21 protein-coding genes, 2 riboswitches and 1 other annotated feature are annotated in these 18,427 nt (G+C 42.1%); of the genes, 6 read left to right on the top strand and 15 right to left on the bottom strand.

Annotated elements, in window-relative coordinates; genetic code table 11:
• Positions 1-42 precede the first annotated feature (42 nt).
• A complete protein-coding gene (locus MKZ03_RS06115) occupies positions 43-1,392 on the bottom strand; it encodes a HAMP domain-containing sensor histidine kinase (RefSeq protein ID WP_334748744.1) in 1,350 nt (449 codons plus the stop codon).
• Between the two features lie 3 nt (positions 1,393-1,395).
• A complete protein-coding gene (locus MKZ03_RS06110; RefSeq protein ID WP_334748743.1) occupies positions 1,396-2,082 on the bottom strand; it encodes a response regulator transcription factor in 687 nt (228 codons plus the stop codon).
• A 434-nt stretch (positions 2,083-2,516) separates the two neighbouring features.
• On the opposite strand from MKZ03_RS06110, the gene MKZ03_RS06105 reads away from it, so the two are divergent.
• From MKZ03_RS06105 to MKZ03_RS06095, 3 genes are all read left to right on the top strand, one after another.
• Positions 2,517-3,476, top strand: a complete 960-nt coding sequence (locus tag MKZ03_RS06105; protein WP_003210884.1) for a S8 family peptidase — start codon at positions 2,517-2,519, stop codon at positions 3,474-3,476.
• 112 nt (positions 3,477-3,588) lie between these two features.
• Positions 3,589-3,780, top strand: a riboswitch (cobalamin riboswitch).
• Positions 3,781-3,933: 153 nt separating this feature from the next.
• Positions 3,934-6,222, top strand: coding sequence for a 5-methyltetrahydropteroyltriglutamate--homocysteine S-methyltransferase (gene metE / locus MKZ03_RS06100; RefSeq protein WP_307499512.1), 2,289 nt, complete (start codon positions 3,934-3,936; stop codon positions 6,220-6,222).
• A 138-nt stretch (positions 6,223-6,360) separates the two neighbouring features.
• Positions 6,361-6,831 (top strand): nucleoside deaminase, encoded by a 471-nt coding sequence (locus MKZ03_RS06095; RefSeq protein WP_307499511.1) that lies wholly within the window; start codon positions 6,361-6,363, stop codon positions 6,829-6,831.
• 59 nt (positions 6,832-6,890) lie between these two features.
• Here MKZ03_RS06095 and MKZ03_RS06090 read toward each other — a convergent pair whose 3' ends face one another.
• Positions 6,891-7,307: an organic hydroperoxide resistance protein gene (locus tag MKZ03_RS06090; protein ID WP_034662985.1), complete on the bottom strand. Its 417-nt coding sequence runs from the start codon at positions 7,305-7,307 to the stop codon at positions 6,891-6,893.
• Between the two features lie 161 nt (positions 7,308-7,468).
• On the opposite strand from MKZ03_RS06090, the gene MKZ03_RS06085 reads away from it, so the two are divergent.
• Entirely contained in the window at positions 7,469-7,915 is a 447-nt protein-coding gene (locus tag MKZ03_RS06085) for a MarR family winged helix-turn-helix transcriptional regulator (RefSeq protein WP_034662988.1), read from the top strand.
• A 32-nt stretch (positions 7,916-7,947) separates the two neighbouring features.
• Here the strand turns inward: MKZ03_RS06085 and MKZ03_RS06080 are convergent, their stop codons facing one another.
• The 6 genes from MKZ03_RS06080 to purU all read right to left on the bottom strand — a co-directional run bounded on the left by MKZ03_RS06080 (position 7,948) and on the right by purU (position 13,541).
• The gene (locus MKZ03_RS06080) at positions 7,948-8,376 is read right to left on the bottom strand and encodes an organic hydroperoxide resistance protein (RefSeq protein ID WP_034662992.1); all 429 of its coding nucleotides are present in this window, start codon (positions 8,374-8,376) and stop codon (positions 7,948-7,950) included.
• A 197-nt stretch (positions 8,377-8,573) separates the two neighbouring features.
• Positions 8,574-8,708 carry a phosphatase gene (locus MKZ03_RS06075; RefSeq protein ID WP_282068432.1) on the bottom strand — a complete coding sequence of 45 codons (135 nt, stop codon included), beginning with the start codon at positions 8,706-8,708 and terminating at the stop codon, positions 8,574-8,576.
• Positions 8,698-9,834 (bottom strand): Rap family tetratricopeptide repeat protein, encoded by a 1,137-nt coding sequence (locus tag MKZ03_RS06070; protein WP_095285060.1) that lies wholly within the window; start codon positions 9,832-9,834, stop codon positions 8,698-8,700. The genes MKZ03_RS06075 and MKZ03_RS06070 overlap by 11 nt, the downstream gene beginning before the upstream one ends.
• 129 nt (positions 9,835-9,963) lie before the next feature.
• A complete protein-coding gene (locus MKZ03_RS06065; protein WP_341031292.1) occupies positions 9,964-11,211 on the bottom strand; it encodes a glutamate-5-semialdehyde dehydrogenase in 1,248 nt (415 codons plus the stop codon).
• A gap of 12 nt (positions 11,212-11,223) precedes the next feature.
• Positions 11,224-12,321 (bottom strand): glutamate 5-kinase, encoded by a 1,098-nt coding sequence (gene proB, locus MKZ03_RS06060; protein ID WP_034663006.1) that lies wholly within the window; start codon positions 12,319-12,321, stop codon positions 11,224-11,226.
• 55 nt (positions 12,322-12,376) lie between these two features.
• Positions 12,377-12,595, bottom strand: a binding site (T-box leader).
• Between the two features lie 43 nt (positions 12,596-12,638).
• Positions 12,639-13,541 carry a formyltetrahydrofolate deformylase gene (gene purU / locus MKZ03_RS06055; RefSeq protein ID WP_307499505.1) on the bottom strand — a complete coding sequence of 301 codons (903 nt, stop codon included), beginning with the start codon at positions 13,539-13,541 and terminating at the stop codon, positions 12,639-12,641.
• A 162-nt stretch (positions 13,542-13,703) separates the two neighbouring features.
• On the opposite strand from purU, the gene MKZ03_RS06050 reads away from it, so the two are divergent.
• Entirely contained in the window at positions 13,704-13,889 is a 186-nt protein-coding gene (locus MKZ03_RS06050) for a hypothetical protein (protein ID WP_334748735.1), read from the top strand.
• A gap of 32 nt (positions 13,890-13,921) precedes the next feature.
• Here MKZ03_RS06050 and MKZ03_RS06045 read toward each other — a convergent pair whose 3' ends face one another.
• Together MKZ03_RS06045 and MKZ03_RS06040 are read right to left on the bottom strand one after the other, a co-directional pair.
• Positions 13,922-14,236 (bottom strand): DMT family transporter, encoded by a 315-nt coding sequence (locus MKZ03_RS06045; RefSeq protein WP_034663013.1) that lies wholly within the window; start codon positions 14,234-14,236, stop codon positions 13,922-13,924.
• Entirely contained in the window at positions 14,233-14,562 is a 330-nt protein-coding gene (locus tag MKZ03_RS06040; protein ID WP_034663015.1) for a DMT family transporter, read from the bottom strand. Before MKZ03_RS06040 ends, MKZ03_RS06045 begins: the two co-directional genes overlap by 4 nt.
• A gap of 66 nt (positions 14,563-14,628) precedes the next feature.
• Positions 14,629-14,736, bottom strand: a riboswitch (guanidine-I (ykkC/yxkD leader).
• A 279-nt stretch (positions 14,737-15,015) separates the two neighbouring features.
• On the opposite strand from MKZ03_RS06040, the gene MKZ03_RS06035 reads away from it, so the two are divergent.
• Entirely contained in the window at positions 15,016-16,059 is a 1,044-nt protein-coding gene (locus MKZ03_RS06035; RefSeq protein ID WP_334748733.1) for a bifunctional transcriptional activator/DNA repair enzyme AdaA, read from the top strand.
• 18 nt (positions 16,060-16,077) lie between these two features.
• Here MKZ03_RS06035 and MKZ03_RS06030 read toward each other — a convergent pair whose 3' ends face one another.
• The 4 genes from MKZ03_RS06030 to MKZ03_RS06015 form a co-directional block, all read right to left on the bottom strand.
• On the bottom strand, positions 16,078-16,623 hold the full coding sequence (locus MKZ03_RS06030; RefSeq protein ID WP_334748732.1) for a GNAT family N-acetyltransferase: 546 nt from the start codon (positions 16,621-16,623) through the stop codon (positions 16,078-16,080).
• A gap of 18 nt (positions 16,624-16,641) precedes the next feature.
• Positions 16,642-17,130 (bottom strand): small multi-drug export protein, encoded by a 489-nt coding sequence (locus MKZ03_RS06025; RefSeq protein WP_334748731.1) that lies wholly within the window; start codon positions 17,128-17,130, stop codon positions 16,642-16,644.
• Positions 17,131-17,250: 120 nt separating this feature from the next.
• Positions 17,251-18,003, bottom strand: coding sequence for an HAAS domain-containing protein (locus tag MKZ03_RS06020; protein ID WP_307499500.1), 753 nt, complete (start codon positions 18,001-18,003; stop codon positions 17,251-17,253).
• Between the two features lie 4 nt (positions 18,004-18,007).
• Entirely contained in the window at positions 18,008-18,334 is a 327-nt protein-coding gene (locus MKZ03_RS06015) for a PadR family transcriptional regulator (protein WP_012009682.1), read from the bottom strand.
• Between the last annotated feature and the right edge of the window lie 93 nt (positions 18,335-18,427).

Raw genomic sequence — 18,427 nt, 5'->3', positions numbered from 1 at the left:
TTTATAAGGAGGAAATGAGAAATTGATGAGAAAAGACCTATTTTATTTCTGAAAAAGAATGGTCATGGTTGTCCCTTCGCCGATTCGGCTGTCTACCTTCAGCTCAGCTCCATGCTCTTCTGCAATTTGCTTCGCAATTGAAAGACCAAGACCCGTTCCGCCTGTCTCACTGTTTCTTGCTTCATCCACACGGAAAAAGCGGTCAAAGATTTTCGGCAAATCCTCTTCTTTTATGCCAATACCATGGTCAACGACTGAAATAAACGACTTCTCTCCCGCCCATCCGCATGTCACATCAACTGGCTCTGTACTATATTTGACCGCATTATCAATCAAGATGGTCAAAAGCTGCTTGATTTTCTCTTCGTCTCCTTCCGCAATAAGCGGCTGATCTGTTTGCACATGAGTTTGAATGGTTCGATTGGTGGCTACTTCAAGTGTATGGCATATCTGCTTGCACAAATGACCAAGATCGACTGGCTTCTTATTCACATATAGAGGCTGACCATTTTTCGCCAGTGTCAGCAATTGATCTGTCAGTCTTTTCATTTTTTTCGCTTCATCATGAATCGCTTGGGAGGATTCTTCTACAACCTCTGGACGTGTTTGCCCCCAGCGCTTCAGTAAATTGCTGTAGCTCATAATGACCGTAATCGGCGTCTTTAACTCGTGTGAGGCATCATGCAGAAATTGCTGCTCTTTTTCATAATGCTTCTCGAGGATTTCTGACATTTCATTAAAGGTTTGGCCCATTTGATACAATTCATCCTTTGAATCGCCTGCTAGTTTGATTCGCTTAAACGCCTTCTCCTTCATACTTGCCTTCATGGTGCTCGTCATTCTACTAATAGGGCGTACGATTTGTTTTGTTAAAATGTGGCCAGCAAAATAGGAAAGCACTATAATTAAAACGCCAGCAGCGATTAAAATCATTCTTAATAACGCCAAATTTTCTTCCGTATTTTCGATTTCTTCATATACTTGAAGCGACACAATCTCTCCATTTGTCCAAATGACCGGAATTGCAGCGAACGCAGTCATATGCTTGTTGTATTCTTTGATTTCTGCTGTCTGCCCAGATTCATATGTAAAAGGCAGTGAACTAAACATTGACTCCTTTGTGACAGTCAGCTTTGATTCACCCGTTTCTGTCACGACACGGATCATGCCATTTTGGGGCAAGTACGCTTTCAGCAGCTCCGAAGATGGAAGACCTTCTTCTTCTGATTTTTTTAAAGCAATGGCGATATTTTCAGCGACCTCAGACAGCCGGGACATATCTTTTTGCGTCAAGGTTATCGAAAAAATAAAATAAATGGCTGTATGAAACAGAAGCACCATTAAAAACAAGGACAACGATGTATAAAGCTGGATTTTATTTTTTAATCTCATTCTTTATCCTTTCATCACATAACCCACACCTCTCACTGTGTGAATCAGCTGTTTTTCGAATGGGTAATCGACTTTTTTCCTTAAATAACGAATATAGACATCCACTACGTTTGTGTCACCGAAGTAATCAAAGCCCCAAACGGCTGTTAAAAGCTGATCTCTTGTGAGCACTTGCTGCTGATGCTTCAGCAAGTGGACAAGCAGGTCATATTCTCTCGGTGTCAGTTCAAGCATTTGGCCTGCCCTTTGTATGTCTCTTGTTTTCTCGTTGACAGTCAAATCTGCTATGCTTAGCTCTGTTTCCTTCTCTTCGTGCGCATGAATATTCAACCTTAGCTGCGCACGAATTCGCGCTAATAATTCTTCTATGTCAAAGGGCTTTGTAATATAATCATTCGCCCCAAGATCGAGCCCGCTTACCTTATCAGGTACACTTCCTCTTGCTGTAATCAATATAATAGGTGTCGCTGTATTTGTCTTTCGAACCCTTCTCAGCACTTCAAGACCGCTTAATTCTGGAAGCATGACGTCAAGCAGCACCAAATCGAAGCTTTCTTCTTCAAGAGCCTGAAGTCCATCCATTCCAGTCTCTTTGACTGTCACCTCATATCCTTCATATTCAAGCTCTAGTGACAGCACCCTTGCAATTTTCTTTTCATCTTCGACTACGAGTATCTTCCCTTTGTTCATCTCTATCTCTCCTATCTGAAAGGCAAGCTTGTCTTTCCACTATTATATGTTGCCTTTCGCATTTGGAACAGTCACAATCTTCACGTCTATTTTTTATGAAAGAAACATTTATTTTTGAACAAAAACTTTTTATATCGCATCTAATGCTTGATTTCCTTGTTTTTTAGTTTGCCTCTTTTAGTCCTTTTCACCCATTTTCATCTGGACAGGTGCAAGCTCACTATGCAGCATTTCTTTCTTTTTCATATGATATCAAGAGTTTTCCTCAAAAGCTGAGTTCTTTCGTCAAGAAGTGAGGGGAACTGCACTTTTGATAATAGATTGATTATTTGAAAAATTATTACAATTGACCCTTTCCGATCAAAAGTTTCTTTTATACAATAACATTACGCAGCCTGAATCTACTTTGAAAACAAAATAAGGAGGGCTTTCTTATGAAAGGTGAAATTCGCTTAATTCCGTATGAAGTAAAAGCCAATGTGATGGAAGCGAAAGAGACGCCGGAAAGTATTCAGGAGATTAAAGCACCCGAACTTTGGTCAAGTGGCTTCAAAGGAAAAGGCATAACCATTGCTGTCCTCGATACAGGTTGCGACACGGAGCATCCCGACTTAAAAGATCAGATTATCGGAGGCAAGAACTTTACCGATGATGACAACGGAGATGCTGAAAATGTGAAAGACTACAACGGACATGGCACCCATGTAGCAGGGACGATTGCAGCAACAGATCAAAATGGCGGAATTCTAGGGGTTGCCCCTGAAGCCAAGCTGCTGATCGTGAAAGTTCTTGGCGGTGAAAATGGCAGCGGGAAATACGAATGGATCATTAATGGCATCAACTATGCCGCTGAGCAGAAGGTGGATATTATCTCCATGTCTCTCGGTGGTCCAAGCAATGAGCCCGCCTTACAGGAAGCCATTCAAAACGCTGTGAAAAGCGGTGTACTTGTTGTGTGCGCAGCAGGAAATGAAGGGGACGGGGACGAGCGTACGGAAGAGTTCTCCTACCCAGCAGCATACAATGAAGTCATTGCCGTCGGCTCTGTTTCCCTTGCAAGAGAATCCTCTGAATTTTCTAATGCCAATAAAGAAATCGACCTCGTCGCTCCAGGAGAAGATATTTTATCCACTCTCCCTAACCATAAATACGGCAGACTCACAGGCACCTCAATGGCAGCCCCTCACGTAAGCGGTGCACTAGCCATTATTAAAAATGCCGAGGAAGAAGCGTTCCAGCGCAAGCTGACAGAGCCTGAGGTCTATGCTCAGCTTGTCAGAAGAACCCTTCCATTGAAGCAGTCGAAAGCCCTCGTAGGGAATGGATTTTTATATTTAACTGCACCTGATGTCCTTTTAGAAAAAACATTGGAAGCAGATCTTTTATCTCTATAGCTTGAATAGAGGTCCTGAGAATAGATTGAATTTTCTCAGGATTTTTTTAATTAAAATTATTCAAAATTTACTTTGACGAAATGAAGTGGACGTTATATAATCGAACACAATAAATTCATAGTTTGAGAGTCGGTAATTCGATCATACGTCGAATTTTAATTGGGAAGACCGGTGAAAATCCGGCGCGGTCCCGCCACTGTGAGTGAGGAGAGCTTTTCTCATGAATCCACTGTCATAAGGATGGGAAGGATGAAAAGCTTGCAGATTCACCAGCCAGGATACCAGCCGCTCTATCACATCAAACCCCCTACGGTTGATAGGAGATGTCGGAAAAAGCGTCAGTTATGCTCACGCCTTATTTCGCACACACATTTTGTCTTTTTAAACCAGACATTTGCCCTCATCAATCTTCGCCATGAGTGTAAATGTCTTTTTATATTTAGAGGAGGAATTGGAATTGACAATTGTTAAAACAAGTAATCTAGGTTTTCCGCGAATTGGTTTAAACAGAGAATGGAAAAAAGCACTTGAGTCTTATTGGAAAGGTCAAACAGACCGCGAAACCCTCTTAAGCACACTGGATGAACAATTTTTAACGGCCATTAAAACGCAAATTGACCAACAAATTGATGTTGTTCCTTCTGGAGACTTCACCTTCTACGATCACGTGCTCGATACTGCTGTTATGTTCAATTGGATTCCAGAGCGCTTCCGCAGCTTAAAAGACCCGCTAGATACATACTTTGCGATGGCAAGAGGAACAAAAGATGCTGTCTCAAGTGAAATGACAAAATGGTTTAATACAAACTATCACTACATCGTTCCAGAATACGAAAAAAGCACCGAATTCAAACTCACACATAACAAACCGCTTGAAGCTTACGAAAAGGTGAAAAAGGCGTTTGGTGTTGAAACAAAACCTGTTGTACTTGGTCTTTATACATTTGTCTCACTTTCTAAAGGCTATGAACCAAATGAAGTAAAAGAGATTCAGCAGCGTCTCGTCCCGCTTTATACTCAGGTTTTAAAAGAACTTGAAGAAGCCGGTGTCAAATGGGTTCAAATTGATGAGCCAGCACTTGTCACCGCTTCAAATGAAGACGTGAAAGCCGTAAAAGAAATCTATCAAACAATCAAAGAAGCCGTACCTGCCTTAAACATTCTTCTTCAAACATACTTTGATTCAGTAGATGCCTATGAAGAGCTTGTCACATATCCTGTTGAAGCCATCGGTCTTGATTTTGTCCATGATCAAGGGCGAAATCTTGATCAAGTGAAAAAGCACGGCTTCCCAAAAGATAAAATTTTAGCAGCAGGCGTCATTGATGGAAGAAATATTTGGAGATCAGATCTTGGAGAAAGATTGTCATTCATTTCTGAGGTCATTGCTGACGCTCAGCCGAAGGAAGTATGGCTGCAGCCATCAAGCAGTTTGCTGCATGTACCAGTTGCAAAACACCCAAGCGAGCAGCTTGAAGAAAAACTATTAAACGGACTATCTTATGCCACTGAAAAGCTGGCTGAATTAACAACATTAAAAGAAGGCTTAACAAAAGGAGCCGCAGCGATTGATGCCGACATCAATGAAGCCACGCAAGCACTTCTTACTTTAAAAGAATTTGCAAAAGGAACCAATGCGGATTTCACAGCAGAACGCAACAATCTTTCATCGAAAGACTTTAAACGATCAGCTGCCTTTGAAGAGCGCCTTCGTATCCAAAACGACTCTCTTGAACTGCCGCTTTTGCCAACAACAACTATTGGCAGCTTCCCGCAGTCTGCTGAAGTGCGCAGCGCTCGTCAAAAATGGCGTAAAAATGAGTGGACAGATGCCGAGTATGATGAATTTATTAAGAAAGAAACAAAAAGATGGATTGATATTCAGGAGGAAATTGGCCTGGACGTTCTCGTACACGGAGAATTTGAGCGGACAGATATGGTTGAATACTTTGGTGAAAAGCTAGCCGGATTTGCCTTTACGAAATTTGCTTGGGTCCAATCCTACGGATCACGCTGCGTGAAGCCGCCAATCATTTATGGAGATGTCGAGTTTACAGCGCCAATGACCGTGAAAGAGACGGTTTACGCACAAAGCTTAACGGAGAAAAAGGTCAAAGGAATGCTGACAGGACCTGTCACCATTTTAAACTGGTCTTTCCCAAGAACAGATATCTCCCGAAAAGACATTGCCTTCCAAATCGCTTTCGCATTACGTAAAGAGGTAGAAGCGTTAGAAGAAGCAGGGATTCAAGTTATTCAAGTGGATGAACCTGCGCTAAGAGAAGGTCTTCCACTCAAAGAAAGTGATTGGGCAGAATATTTAAACTGGGCAGCAGAGTCGTTCCGTCTATCAACATCATCTGTTCAAAATGAAACGCAAATTCATACACATATGTGCTACAGTAACTTCGAGGATATTGTCGATACGATCGAAGACCTTGATGCAGACGTGATCACTATTGAACATTCACGCAGTCATGGTGGATTCCTCGATTACCTAGAGAACCACCCGTATTTGAAAGGACTTGGACTTGGTGTATATGACATCCATAGCCCGCGCGTTCCATCTGTCGAAGAAATGAGTCAAATCATTGATGATGCGCTGAACGTATGTCCGACAGATCGCTTCTGGGTGAATCCTGACTGTGGTCTAAAAACGAGACAAGAGCCTGAAACCATTGCTGCTTTGAAAAACATGGTGACGGCTGCTGAAGTCGCTCGTAAAAAGCTGGCGCAGCATGCATAATTGATTCCCTCTCCCCTGCCGAACATGGCGGGGGTTTTTATGCGCAGATTGTCCTGTTTGACCATCTACTAGGATGTTTCCTTTTCTAGCATGATTCGTTTATACTAGAGAAGTCAGTCGAACAAAGGGAGGAAGACAATGAATCACGAAGATTTTTTACAACGCGCAATTGATCTTGCAGTAGAAGGAGTCAATAGTGGTACTGGCGGCCCTTTTGGAGCAGTCATTGTCAAGGATGGACAGATTATTGCCGAGGGAAGCAACAATGTGACAACAACGAATGATCCAACCGCACATGCAGAAGTCACAGCCATTCGAAAGGCGTGCCAGACGCTGAATACATACCAATTAGAAGATTGTATTTTATATACAAGCTGTGAGCCTTGCCCGATGTGCCTTGGCGCTATTTACTGGGCTAGACCAAAAGCCGTGTATTTTGCTGCTGGACATCAGGATGCAGCGACTTCTGGTTTTGATGACTCGTTTATTTATGAAGAAATCAACAAGGATTACGAATCAAGAAATATTCCATTTTACCAGCTGACACTTCAAAAAACCCTTGCACCGTTTGAAGCTTGGGAAACATACGAACAAAAGAAAGAATATTAAAAAAAGACACCTGCTTACCAGCAGGTGTTTCTGATTTTCAGCGTGATAGAAAACCTTTTTTATTCAGCCACTTCAAGCTCTACTTCGATGTTCCCTCTTGTTGCTTTTGAATATGGACAGAATTCATGCGCAGCCTCGACAAGCTCTCTCGCTTTGTCATGGTCAAGGCCTTTTGCAGACACAATCAGCTTGACACCAAGCTTAAAGCCGCCATCACTTTCATCTTTTAAAAGACTGACATGTCCCTCTACTTCTGATTCAATGTCTATCCCTTGCTTCTTCGCTACTTGTTCAAGTGCCCCTCCGAAACAAGCTGCATAGCCGGCTGCGAATAATTGCTCTGGATTCGTACCAGTCTCTCCGTCTTTCTTTGCATTAGGCATGACAATGTTATGATCGAGTACACCATCTTCTGAACGAACATGTCCAGCTCTTCCATGCTGCGCCTTTACTTTTGCTGTGAATAATGGTTTCATCTTCATCTCCTCCTTTATCTATTTATTCCTTTCACGTTCTATCCATTTCTCAAACATTTATCGCACATTAAAGAATTTTTCATTTTTGGGCTGTATTTATTTTAAAAAGGAAGAAAATCTTATACAATGATAAGTATGACAAAAAATAGTTGGTGACTGACATGACAAATGAATTCGAGCATATGAAGCTGGAAAATCAGCTTTGTTTCTTGTTATATGCAAGTTCAAGAGAGATGACGAAGCAGTATAAACCGTTATTAGAAGAGTTAGACATTACGTATCCGCAATATTTGGCACTGCTTTTATTGTGGGAGCATGGGACATTAAATGTGAAAACGATGGGAGAGCTTTTATATTTAGACTCCGGTACACTCACACCTATGCTGAAACGGATGGAGCAAAACGGACTCATCATCCGCGAGCGCTCGAAAGAGGATGAACGTTCTGTGCAAATTCGTTTAACGGAATATGGTGAACAGCTAAAAGAGAAGGCTACTGCGATTCCATTTCATATGCTGTCTGGGACAGGCAGATCGGAAGAAGAGTTAAAAACACTGCGCGCCTCTTTACATGAGCTTTTGCAAAAATTAACACAACCAAAAGGCTGAGGGAACATTCCCTCAGCCTTTTATGATGTCAATTATTGTGCGACAGCTACTAGTTCTACTTCGATATTTCCTTGAGTTGCTTTTGAATATGGGCATACGCCATGTGCTTTATGAACAAGCTCATCTAATGCTGATTGCTCGATTCCAGTTCCTTTTACTTCTAGCTTAACGCCTAGTTTGAAACCGTCATCTGAACTATCTTTCACTAAGCTCACATGTGCTGTTACTTCACTTTCAAAACGGATACGCTCTTGTCTCGCGACCATTTGAAGGGCTGAATCAAAACATGCAGAGTAGCCTGCTGCGAATAATTGCTCTGGATTTGTTGCTTTTTCAAGTTTTTTCGCTCTTGGTGTTCCAGGCATTGCTACATCATGCTCAAGCACACCATCGGTTGAAACAACCTTTCCTTCTCTTCCTCCGACAGCTGATACCGTTGCAGTAAATAAAACGTCTGACATGAATATAACCCTCTTTCTCTCTAATAATATTTTCTACAATTGAATTGTACACAATTTAAATTCAAGAGTCAATGAATATACACTCTTTTTTTAAGATTTCCTTCTCACCTCTATTTTATGAGCATGTCACGCAGATTCATTTTTAGACAGTAAAAAAAGCCCTTGAATAAGGGCTTTCATATTGTTGACAAGAGCTTTTAGATGATGTCATGCTGCGCATTTGGTTGTTCTAGCGTATGGTTTCTGTTATCCGGGTCAGCATTTGCTGCTGCCAGCCATAACGCCAGGATGGTGATGCTTGTACAGACGACTGTCCATTTTTTAAAATTCATATAAACAATCCCCTCTCTGAATATAGATTCGAGCATGTTCCGCTTCTCCGTAGAACATGGAAGATTTTTCATAATCCTCCATTTCATTATAATACTTTGCGGTGTCTAATGCCAGTTCCTCTATATCAGGATATGCATAGGCGGACTCTAAAAAATGAAAAATTCGTTTAATATGCTCCGCATCTTGCTTTAAGTACAATGCTTCTAAAAATATCGTCTTCTGAATATGGATGTCATCCTGAAGTGCTTCTGCTCGCTTCATACATTCTTCTCTGTAGTGTAAGGCTTCTTCGTGTTTACCTTGTTTGTATAATATCTGAGCGGCGGTATAAAGAGGGTCTATAGATCGACGAAGGTGATCGGATTGATTTTGGTCAAATAACGAGATGGATTCTTTCATTAGTTCGAGTGCGCGGTCAAGATCTCCCATTCGGTAATAACTGTTGCCCATATTAAACAAAGAGGAAGCAATAAAACGCACATTCTGAAAGTCTCTTGATCTCGCAAGCGCTCTCTCGAGATGTGGTAATGCCTTTTCATGCCTTCTCATATCATCATAGTTACCGGCCACAATAAATTCGCACTGGATCGTGCGAAGTGCATATAGCTCATGCTGAATATAGACATCCAGCGCCAGTTTGGCATGGTGCATCGAAATATGTGTTTGTTTCATGTGATAATATATTTCTGACATTTTAAAATGAAATTCCGCACGTTCAATATCATCTGACACAAAAGAAAGCTTGTGCTCTGCCTTTTGATAAGACGAGATGGCAGCAATATACTGCCTACGGCCAAATTCATACATGCCTCTGAAAAAATGATAGTAGTATTCAAGCATGCCTGTGACATGTGTTTGATGCTCATCTATTTCTTTCGAAAGCTCGGAAAAGTTGGCGCGAAGCTTTCCTTCCTTTAATGGCTTTAAGTAATCGAGCATGACCTCATGCCTGAATTCCATTAAAGAAAAATAGAGAAGTAAATTCTGATCTTCTTCCATTGAATCAAGAGAGGTGCGAATTTCCTGCTTTAATTGTTCTGCTTGTTCTGAATCAAATCTGCGGATTAATTCATACCACTTGTTGATTTTCACTCCAATATCCGAAGAGGGAATGATTTTCGCCATACGTTGCCTTCTCCAATCTTCTCAAAATATAAAACATTACCATATTTTATCATACTTGACCGAAGAAATACAAAAATGAAATGAAAGGAAAAAGAGAGCCTGCTGTCACAAGACTCTCTTTTGAATTCGTTATTCTCTTATTTGTCCTTGACCACGAATGACAAATTTTTCAGAGGTTAAAGCCGGCAGACCCATCGGCCCTCTTGCATGCAGTTTTTGTGTGCTAATCCCTATTTCTGCTCCGTAGCCAAATTCAAAGCCATCTGTGAACCGAGTAGAAGCGTTGTGATAGACAGCGGCAGCATCGACAGCTGTTAAGAAAAGTGAAGCATGCTGATCATTTTCCGTAATGATCGCTTCAGAGTGCTTGGAGCTATACGTTTGAATATGCTGAATCGCTTCTTCTATGCTCTCTACGATTTTAATACTGACAATCGGCGCTAAAAACTCTGTTTCATAGTCCTCTGTGGTCGCTAATGAAGCACTAGGCGCAAGGGCACATACGGCTTCATCGCCCCGTATCTCTACCCCATTTGCATGCAGGGCTTCAAATAACGAAGCGCCATATGTTTTTGCCCATGTTTCATGAATGACAATGCTCTCAATCGCATTGCAAACAGATGGTCTTTGGGTTTTAGCATTCAGCACAATCTGCTCAGCCATTTCGTTTTTCGCTGTTTCATCAATATAGATATGACAGTTCCCTGCACCTGTCTCAAGCACTGGCACGGTAGACTCTCTCACGACAAGATCAATTAAATTTTTCCCGCCGCGCGGAATAAGGACATCCAGATATTCATTTAAAGTGAACAGCGTTTTCGCCGTTTCACGGCCTGTATCTTCAATCAATTGCACACTGTCTACTGGAATATCCGTTGTCTGAAGCGCTTCATGGATCACCTTGACAATCGCTTTATTACTATGAATGGCAGAGGAGCTCCCGCGAAGAATAACAGCATTCCCAGTTCTGAGGCAAAGGGTGGCAGCATCTACTGTCACGTTTGGCCTTGCTTCATAAATCATTCCAACCGTTCCGAGAGGCACACGCACCTTTTCGATGAACAGACCGTTTTCTTTTTGAATGGTTTCTAATGTTTCACCAATTGGGTCTTTTAGGTGAATCAGCTGAAGAGTAGCGTCTGCAATGGCGTCAATTCTCTCTTCTGTGAGTGTAATCCGGTCAATAACAGAAGGCGTGAACTGATTTTCCTCGGCAGCCTGAACATCCTTTTTATTCTCCTCCAATAAATAAGCGGAAGATGCTTTTAGTGCATTTGCGATGGCATGTAAAGCAGCATTTTTTTGCTCCGTCGTTTTTAGCAGCAGCTGATCTTTGGCTGTACTTGCTTTTTTTGCTTTTTCAAGAACTTCATTCATCGTATTCCCTCCTCAGTTTTGTACATGCTGTACCCAGTGATCTCTGTGTATAACCTCAGGCTTCTCATTTGAAAGCTCATCACTTCGCATCCCTTTAATGCCGAGAAGCTCATCGGATGCGTACAAGGTTTGTCCCTTACCTACTAATCCGTTCGGACCGACCACTTCAACGACCTCTCCTTTAGAAAAGTCACCAGCGACATCAATGACTCCAGCCGGAAGAAGGCTTCTGCCGTTATGCAAAATCGCCGCTTCCGCTCCTGCATCTATCATGATTTTCCCAGAGACGGGTGAGTGGAATTGAATCCATTGACGGCGGTTGTTGACGGCTGATAAGTCCTGTTCTCCGATATACGTTCCGTCACCTTGACCCGCAAGAATGTGAAGCAGCTTGTCTTCTCCAGTACCTGTGCCAATGAAGACTTTCACGCCAAGTGAAAGTGCGGTTTGTGCAGCAGACAGCTTTGATTTCATCCCGCCTGTTCCAACTTTTGAACCAGTGCTCTTCGCATATGAAAACAATTCTTCTGAAATGTGTGTCAGTACATCAAAACGCTTCGCCTCAGGATGCTCATTTGGATTTGCATCATATATTCCGTTAATGTCCGTTAAGATGATCAATTGGTCTGCATGGATTAATCCACTGACAAGAGCTGAAAGCATGTCATTATCCCCAAAGGTAAGCTCCTCAATGGAAACAGAATCATTTTCATTAATGATCGGTAAAATTTTTCTTTCCAGCAGCTCCATCATCGTAGCGTAAGCATTTCGATATCTTGTTCGATCTGAAAAGTCATTACGGGTTAAAAGCATTTGTGCAGGTGTCATGTGAAACTGTGAAAATAGCTCTGTATATTTCTGCATTAACAAGCCCTGTCCAACCGCTGCTGCTGCCTGTTTCCCCTTTAAAGTCACAGGTCTTGATGGATACCCTAAGCTGCCAAACCCTGCTGCAACGGCTCCTGACGAAATTAAAATGATTTCATGCCCAGCCTCTTTCAGCTTTGCTATCGCTTTCACATGATCCTGCATTTTTTGTTCATCAATGGCTCCTTTTTGCTCTGTTAATGAACTGCTGCCAATTTTGATGACGATCCTTTGCTTTTTCATTATTGATTCCCTCCGCTATACCTTTAGGCACAAAAAAATCCCTTTTTCTCCTTATGTAAAGGACGAAAAGGGATTTTCCGTGGTACCACCTTCATTGAATAAGCATACATCTAGCTTATTCCACTCAACTCCTGTAACGCCAGGCACGCGCTTAGATTTTTCCTCTAAGGCTCAAAGGGCAGGTTCAGCAGCTGTCTGCGGCAAATGTTTCAGCATATCATTTGCTCTCTTTACGCATCAGTTCCTGCTTACTATTCCTTTTCAACGCTCGTTAATTTTTTTATATTATCACCAATTGCTCAGGAAAAGTCAAGCCGTCAATTAAATACAATCGTTTTATTCTCATGCACAATTATTCGATCTTCTAGATGCCATTTGACGGCACGTGCAAGCACACTCCGCTCAATTGTTCGGCCAATATTTTTTAATGCTTCTGCATCATCCCGGTGATCTACACGCTCAATATCCTGTTCAATGATCGGTCCTTCGTCTAAATCATTGGTCACATAATGAGAAGTCGCGCCAATTAATTTGACTCCCCGCTCATATGCCCGCTTATATGGATTTGCACCGATAAACGCTGGCAGAAAAGAATGATGAATATTAATGATTTTGTTCGGGTGCTGTTCAATAAATTCAGGCGTTAAAATTTGCATGTATCTAGCAAGCACAATGGCATCAATATCATACTCTTCTAATAATGCGAGCTGCTGTTTTTCCGCTTCTTTGCGAATGTCTTTGTTCGCCTTCACAAAATGGAACGGGATTCCAAGCGCTTCTACTGTATCTTTTGCCGTTTCATGATTGCTGATCACGACCGCAATTTCAGCCATGACATTTCCGCTTTGCCATTCCCATAGCAGCTCATGTAAACAATGAAGCTCTTTTGACACAAAGATCGCCAGCTTTTTAAGCTCACTTGCACGCGACATGCTCCACGTCATTTGAAATGATGCTGCAATTGGCTCAAACTGATGCTTCAGCTGATCCATATTTGCCGAGATGTCTTTCCAATCAAATTCAATTCTTAAAAAGAACCGGCCGCTTTCATGATCTGTTGTGTATTGGCTGGATTCAATGATATTCGCTCCGTGCTCAAATAAAAAGGAAGAAACAGCTGATACAATTCCAGGCTGATCCGGGCAGCTGACAAGCAATCTTCCTTTATGCTCATGCTTTTGTCTGTGTAATTCAAGTTTCTCTGTTATCAAAGTTCTCATGTATCATGACCTCATTTACGTTTTCATTCTAATGAAATATTATACTGGACTGGAAAGAGAAAAAGCAATGTAGAGTCCTATTTTTTATTGAATATTCATTCAATTCTGCACCTGGCGTGATATAATGTGAATAGACCTTTTATCATAAAAGGAGTGATGGAGATGAAAAGTATGACTTTGTTTGGTAAAGTGAGCTTTTGGCTCGGCATCGTTTGTCTGATCACAGGTATTTCCCTTTTTATAGCCGGTGAAAGACTCATTCCTTTTCTCACATTTGGTGTGTGTTTTCTGCTTGTGAGCCACCTTTACCGCAAAAATGAAAACGATTCCAATCATCATTCAATGTAACAAAAGGCTGGCATCTATCTGCCAGCCTTTTCTTATTCAATGATTTTCAATCCTACTGCCGCAGATAAAATCAGGGCGATGAAGAAAATACGTTTTGCGTCTTTCGACTCTCCGTAAAACAGCATACCGACCATGGCGCCTCCAGCAGCTCCGATTCCAGTCCAAATGGCGTACGCCGTTCCCATCGGAATCGTATTCATCGCAAGAGACAGCATCAGAAAGGACATCGAAAAGCCAGCTGCAATGAATAAAATCCATTTGACATGCCGGTCTTTTTGGAATTGATTCATCATGGTCACACAAAGCATTTCTAAGATGCCTGCTCCAATGAGTAAAAGCCAGCTCATGATTCAGCCTCTCCCTTCTTTTCACCTGTTGTCAGCTTCAGCCCTAATACACCGCACAAAAGCATGACAATCAAAAGCAGTTTGACAAGCTGAACCGGCTCACCAAGCACCATGCCTATGAGGACGGTACCTGCTGTCCCAAGCCCGGTAAAAACGGCATAAAGTGTGCCAACTGGCAGTACACTTGTTGCTTTCATGAGTAAATAAAAGCTCACGATAATACAAACGATGGTTGCGCCCCATTCTATGAGCGAGTGAGCATATTTCAGCCCCATCACCCAGCCGACTTCAAATATGGCCGCAATAAAGACATTTCCCCATTTCATCTGATCTTCTCCTTTCTGAACGATTCCAACCAACAAAAAAAGCCTGGAAATCGATCGTTTGATCAAATCTCCCGGGCTTTTATCCCTCCGTGTCCATATGGCCTCTTCTAAGACCCTATGTGTTTTCTCTCGGACCAGACTGCACCAGCGCACGGAACCCTAGAAAACCAATTCATGATATACAGACCTGACTTAGAGCAGATTCTGTATTAAAAATCTTATCACACCCCGATATGCCGGTCTACCAGTTTGCTCTCCCTCTTCAAATATACTTGTTCATTTTTCGAAAGAAATGATATGAGACCGGCGTATACTAAATGATAGACAGAGAAATGATCACATCGCTGATATAATGAAATAAGATTGATGTGATGAACGATCCAAGATGACGCTTTGTTTACCAGCACAAAGTACGCTGAATCACATTTTATAGGAAACCAAGAGGTGGATCGTATGATGATAACCGACGAACAGAAACATGAATTTTATCAAGCACTGGTTGACAAGAACCCGCAATATGACGGCACATTCTTTGCCGGCATTAAGACCACTGGTATCTTCTGCCATGCCACATGTACCGCTAGAAAACCAAAATATGAGAACTGTGAGTTTTTCTTTACAGCAGAGGAAGCACTGCTAGCAGGATATCGTCCGTGCAAGCGCTGCACACCATTAACATATCCTAACAGCATTCCGGAAGAAGTCAAAACACTCGTTTCTGCAGTTGAAACACATCCTGAAAAACGCTGGAAAGAAGAAGACTTTCATCAATTAGGGATTCACTCTGCAACGGCACGGCGGAAATTCAAAGAAATCTATGGTATGACCTTTGTTCAATATGCGAGATCACGCCGAATGGGACTTGCCTTTAAAGAAATTCTGAATGGAAAAAAAGTGATTGATCAGCAGGTCGCCTTGGGCTATGAATCTTCGAGTGCCTTCAATGATGCATTTACGAAAATTATGGGAAATCCCCCTAAAAAGACGCAAACCAAGATTCTCCACGCTAATTTTATTTCTACACCGATCGGGCGGATGATCAGCGTGACAGATGCGACGCATGTGTATTTACTGGAATTTGTGGACAGGCGGGGACTCGAAAAGGAAATTGAGGACATGAGAAAAAAGCATCAAGCCCGTATTTTAGTCGGGGAAACAAACGTCCATCAGCAATTAGCAAAGGAATTGACCTTATATTTTGAGAAAAAACTAACGCAGTTCTCGGTACCACTTTCCTTACATGGCACCCCTTTTCAAATGAAGGTGTGGGACCTGCTCACGCGCATTCCATCAGGCGAAACAAGTTCTTACCGCGAGCTTGCTATGATGCTGGGCGATCCTCATTTGGTCCGGGCGGTTGGTAATGCAAATGGTGCCAACCAATTAGCGATTATCATTCCATGCCACCGCGTCATTCAAACAAGTGGTGAACTCGGGGGCTACGGCGGCGGGGTTGAACGGAAGAAATATTTGCTTCAGCTAGAACAGCGTATATAAAAGAAAAAACGGCTCTGCTTATTCGGTAAGCGAGCCGTTTTCTTCGTTACGGATGATGCTGTATACATCAATGATTTGGTCCCATTTTGAAATGGTTTTTTCTTTTTTCATACCCATTTTTAAAGCGACCTTTACAGACGATTCATTCTCTGGGCGTATTAAGCTGACCATTCGTCTGACCTTCATTTCTTCAAAGCCATAGGTGAGACAGCCTTTTGCGGCTTCAGCAGCATAGCCATTCCCCCATGCTGCTTTCTTTAGCATATAGCCGATTTCAAGTTCTGTTTGTCCTTCAATGTTTTGCAGAACAATCCCGCTTTGTCCAAGTGGTTCATTCGTTTCTTTCTCTTCAATGATCCACAAAGAGGTATGATACATGCGGTCATTCTTTTGATTCCATGCAATCCACTCTTTCGTCTGCTGCTCATCCTTCAAAGAAGGATAATACTTCATCACTTCTTCATCTTGGAACAACATATCATATAAAAATGGCGCATCATGTTCATTCATCGTTCTTAGCCTGAGCCGCTCTGTTTCAAGCACTGTCCGTGTTTGATGCTGCATTTCTCATCCTCCCCTTGCTTACTGACTAAATATATCTCCGAACAATCCATTTGAATCTGGGGCAAAGTAATGGAATCCCGCACCGGTTAAACTAGCTGCCAGCGCTGTCCACATCATTAAACTAACTGTCATCCACACTGCGACTTGCTTTCTTTTTGTTCCAAAGCTCATGCACATAAACGCCGCTAAATGACTGCCGATGATAAAAGGACCGACGAGTGCTAATCCCGGGAGACCATATCGTTCCCAAATTCTTCTGGCCCGCAGCTGCTTTTTCTCTCCTTTTTCATCACTTTTGTCCTCTTTTCTCTTCAACCGCCATGCTTTGAAGCGGTCTACGAAAACAATGAGAAGTAAAACGGTAAAAAAATTGCCGATGAATCCAATAACTGCTGCCGGTACAGGATGCATGCCACTTAAAATGGCCAACGGAACGACCCCTACCACTTCAAAAAAAGGCAAAGCAGCCAATACAAACACAAGTACATATCCCCATAAAATATCCAAGCACAGAACCCCTTTTCGTTTTTGTCCTCTTCCCATTGTAATGAAAAACACGATACCATTTCTACATTTTTTTAGAAAAAGAAAAGCACATCTTATAGGATTATAGATGTGCTCTGTTTTTTACAACGTATTTTCATTTTTCTTATTCGTCCGGCGTAAAACAATGAGCACAAGCCCTATTAAGATCACAATAGATAGTAGACTTTGCAAGAGAAGCACGCTTGGTGATGTCCAGCCAATCCATTCAAATAGGAGCTGCGGTCCGAAAAAGATGATCGGAATCAATGAAACGACATTCGCCTTTAAGATTGCATTAAAGACAATGATACATAGCAGCATGAGCAGGATGACGCCCCATCTTTGACCTGAGGTCAGGACAAGTAATGGTGTGCCGAGTTTTTGATCCAATAGTTTGATTGTGACCATCGCGGTCAGCTGAAAGATCCCTAAGATCCAAAAGTAAAGAAATGCCCGGCGGCTTGTCTGAAAGGCAGACGCTCTAAACATCACAATGATCATGATGACATTGGCCACTAAAACGAGCGGATAGCCAATCAAAGCATACCAAGAATACGATAAACTTTGACTGATCGCATCTGATAAAATCATGTAGAAGAGAGACCCGATTAAGAAGGCACTGATGAATGGAACCCAGTCTTTATGGTGTCCTGACAGCTCTTTTGCGAGTTCATCAGCATAGCTCCGCGGATCTCCGCCAAACACAGCCTCCCCTGTTTTACCATCTTTTTCAGCCTCGACCGCGTGTGTCGTCAATTCATCCATCAGCTCATCAATTTCGTCCACATTTTTTCCCTTTGATATGAGATATAATTTCAGCTCTAGTAGGATGTGTCTTGTTTCTTTTGATACCATAATCTCACTTCCCTTTTTGTAGTAAACAGTTTACATTTTTTGAAAGCTCACTCCAGCGGGTAATAAACTCTGTGAGCGCTTGTTCTCCAGCTTGTGTGAGCGTATAGTATTTCCTTTTCGGTCCGCTCGCTGATGCTTTTGTGACAGTGGTCACGAGCTGTTCCTTTTGCATACGCAGCAGGATCGGATAGATACTTCCTTCACTAATTTGATCAAACCCGTAATGCGCGAGCTTCTTTGTCATTTCATACCCATAAATCTCACCCTCAGAAATAATCGACAGCAGGCAGCCTTCCAAAATTCCTTTTAACATTTGTGTGGATGTTGTCATCTTTGTTCCTCCGATTCCAGTACCTTGCATCACAAGATAGCATCATCTTACCATACACTATCTTGTCATGCAAGATACTATCCTAGAAAAAAA

This window comes from Bacillus sp. FSL R5-0431 (genome assembly GCF_038002985.1).
Taxonomy (GTDB): Bacteria; Bacillota; Bacilli; order Bacillales; family Bacillaceae; genus Bacillus.
The sequence above is the reverse complement of the archived record's forward strand: the minus strand, read 5'-3'. Positions and strand labels throughout refer to the sequence as shown.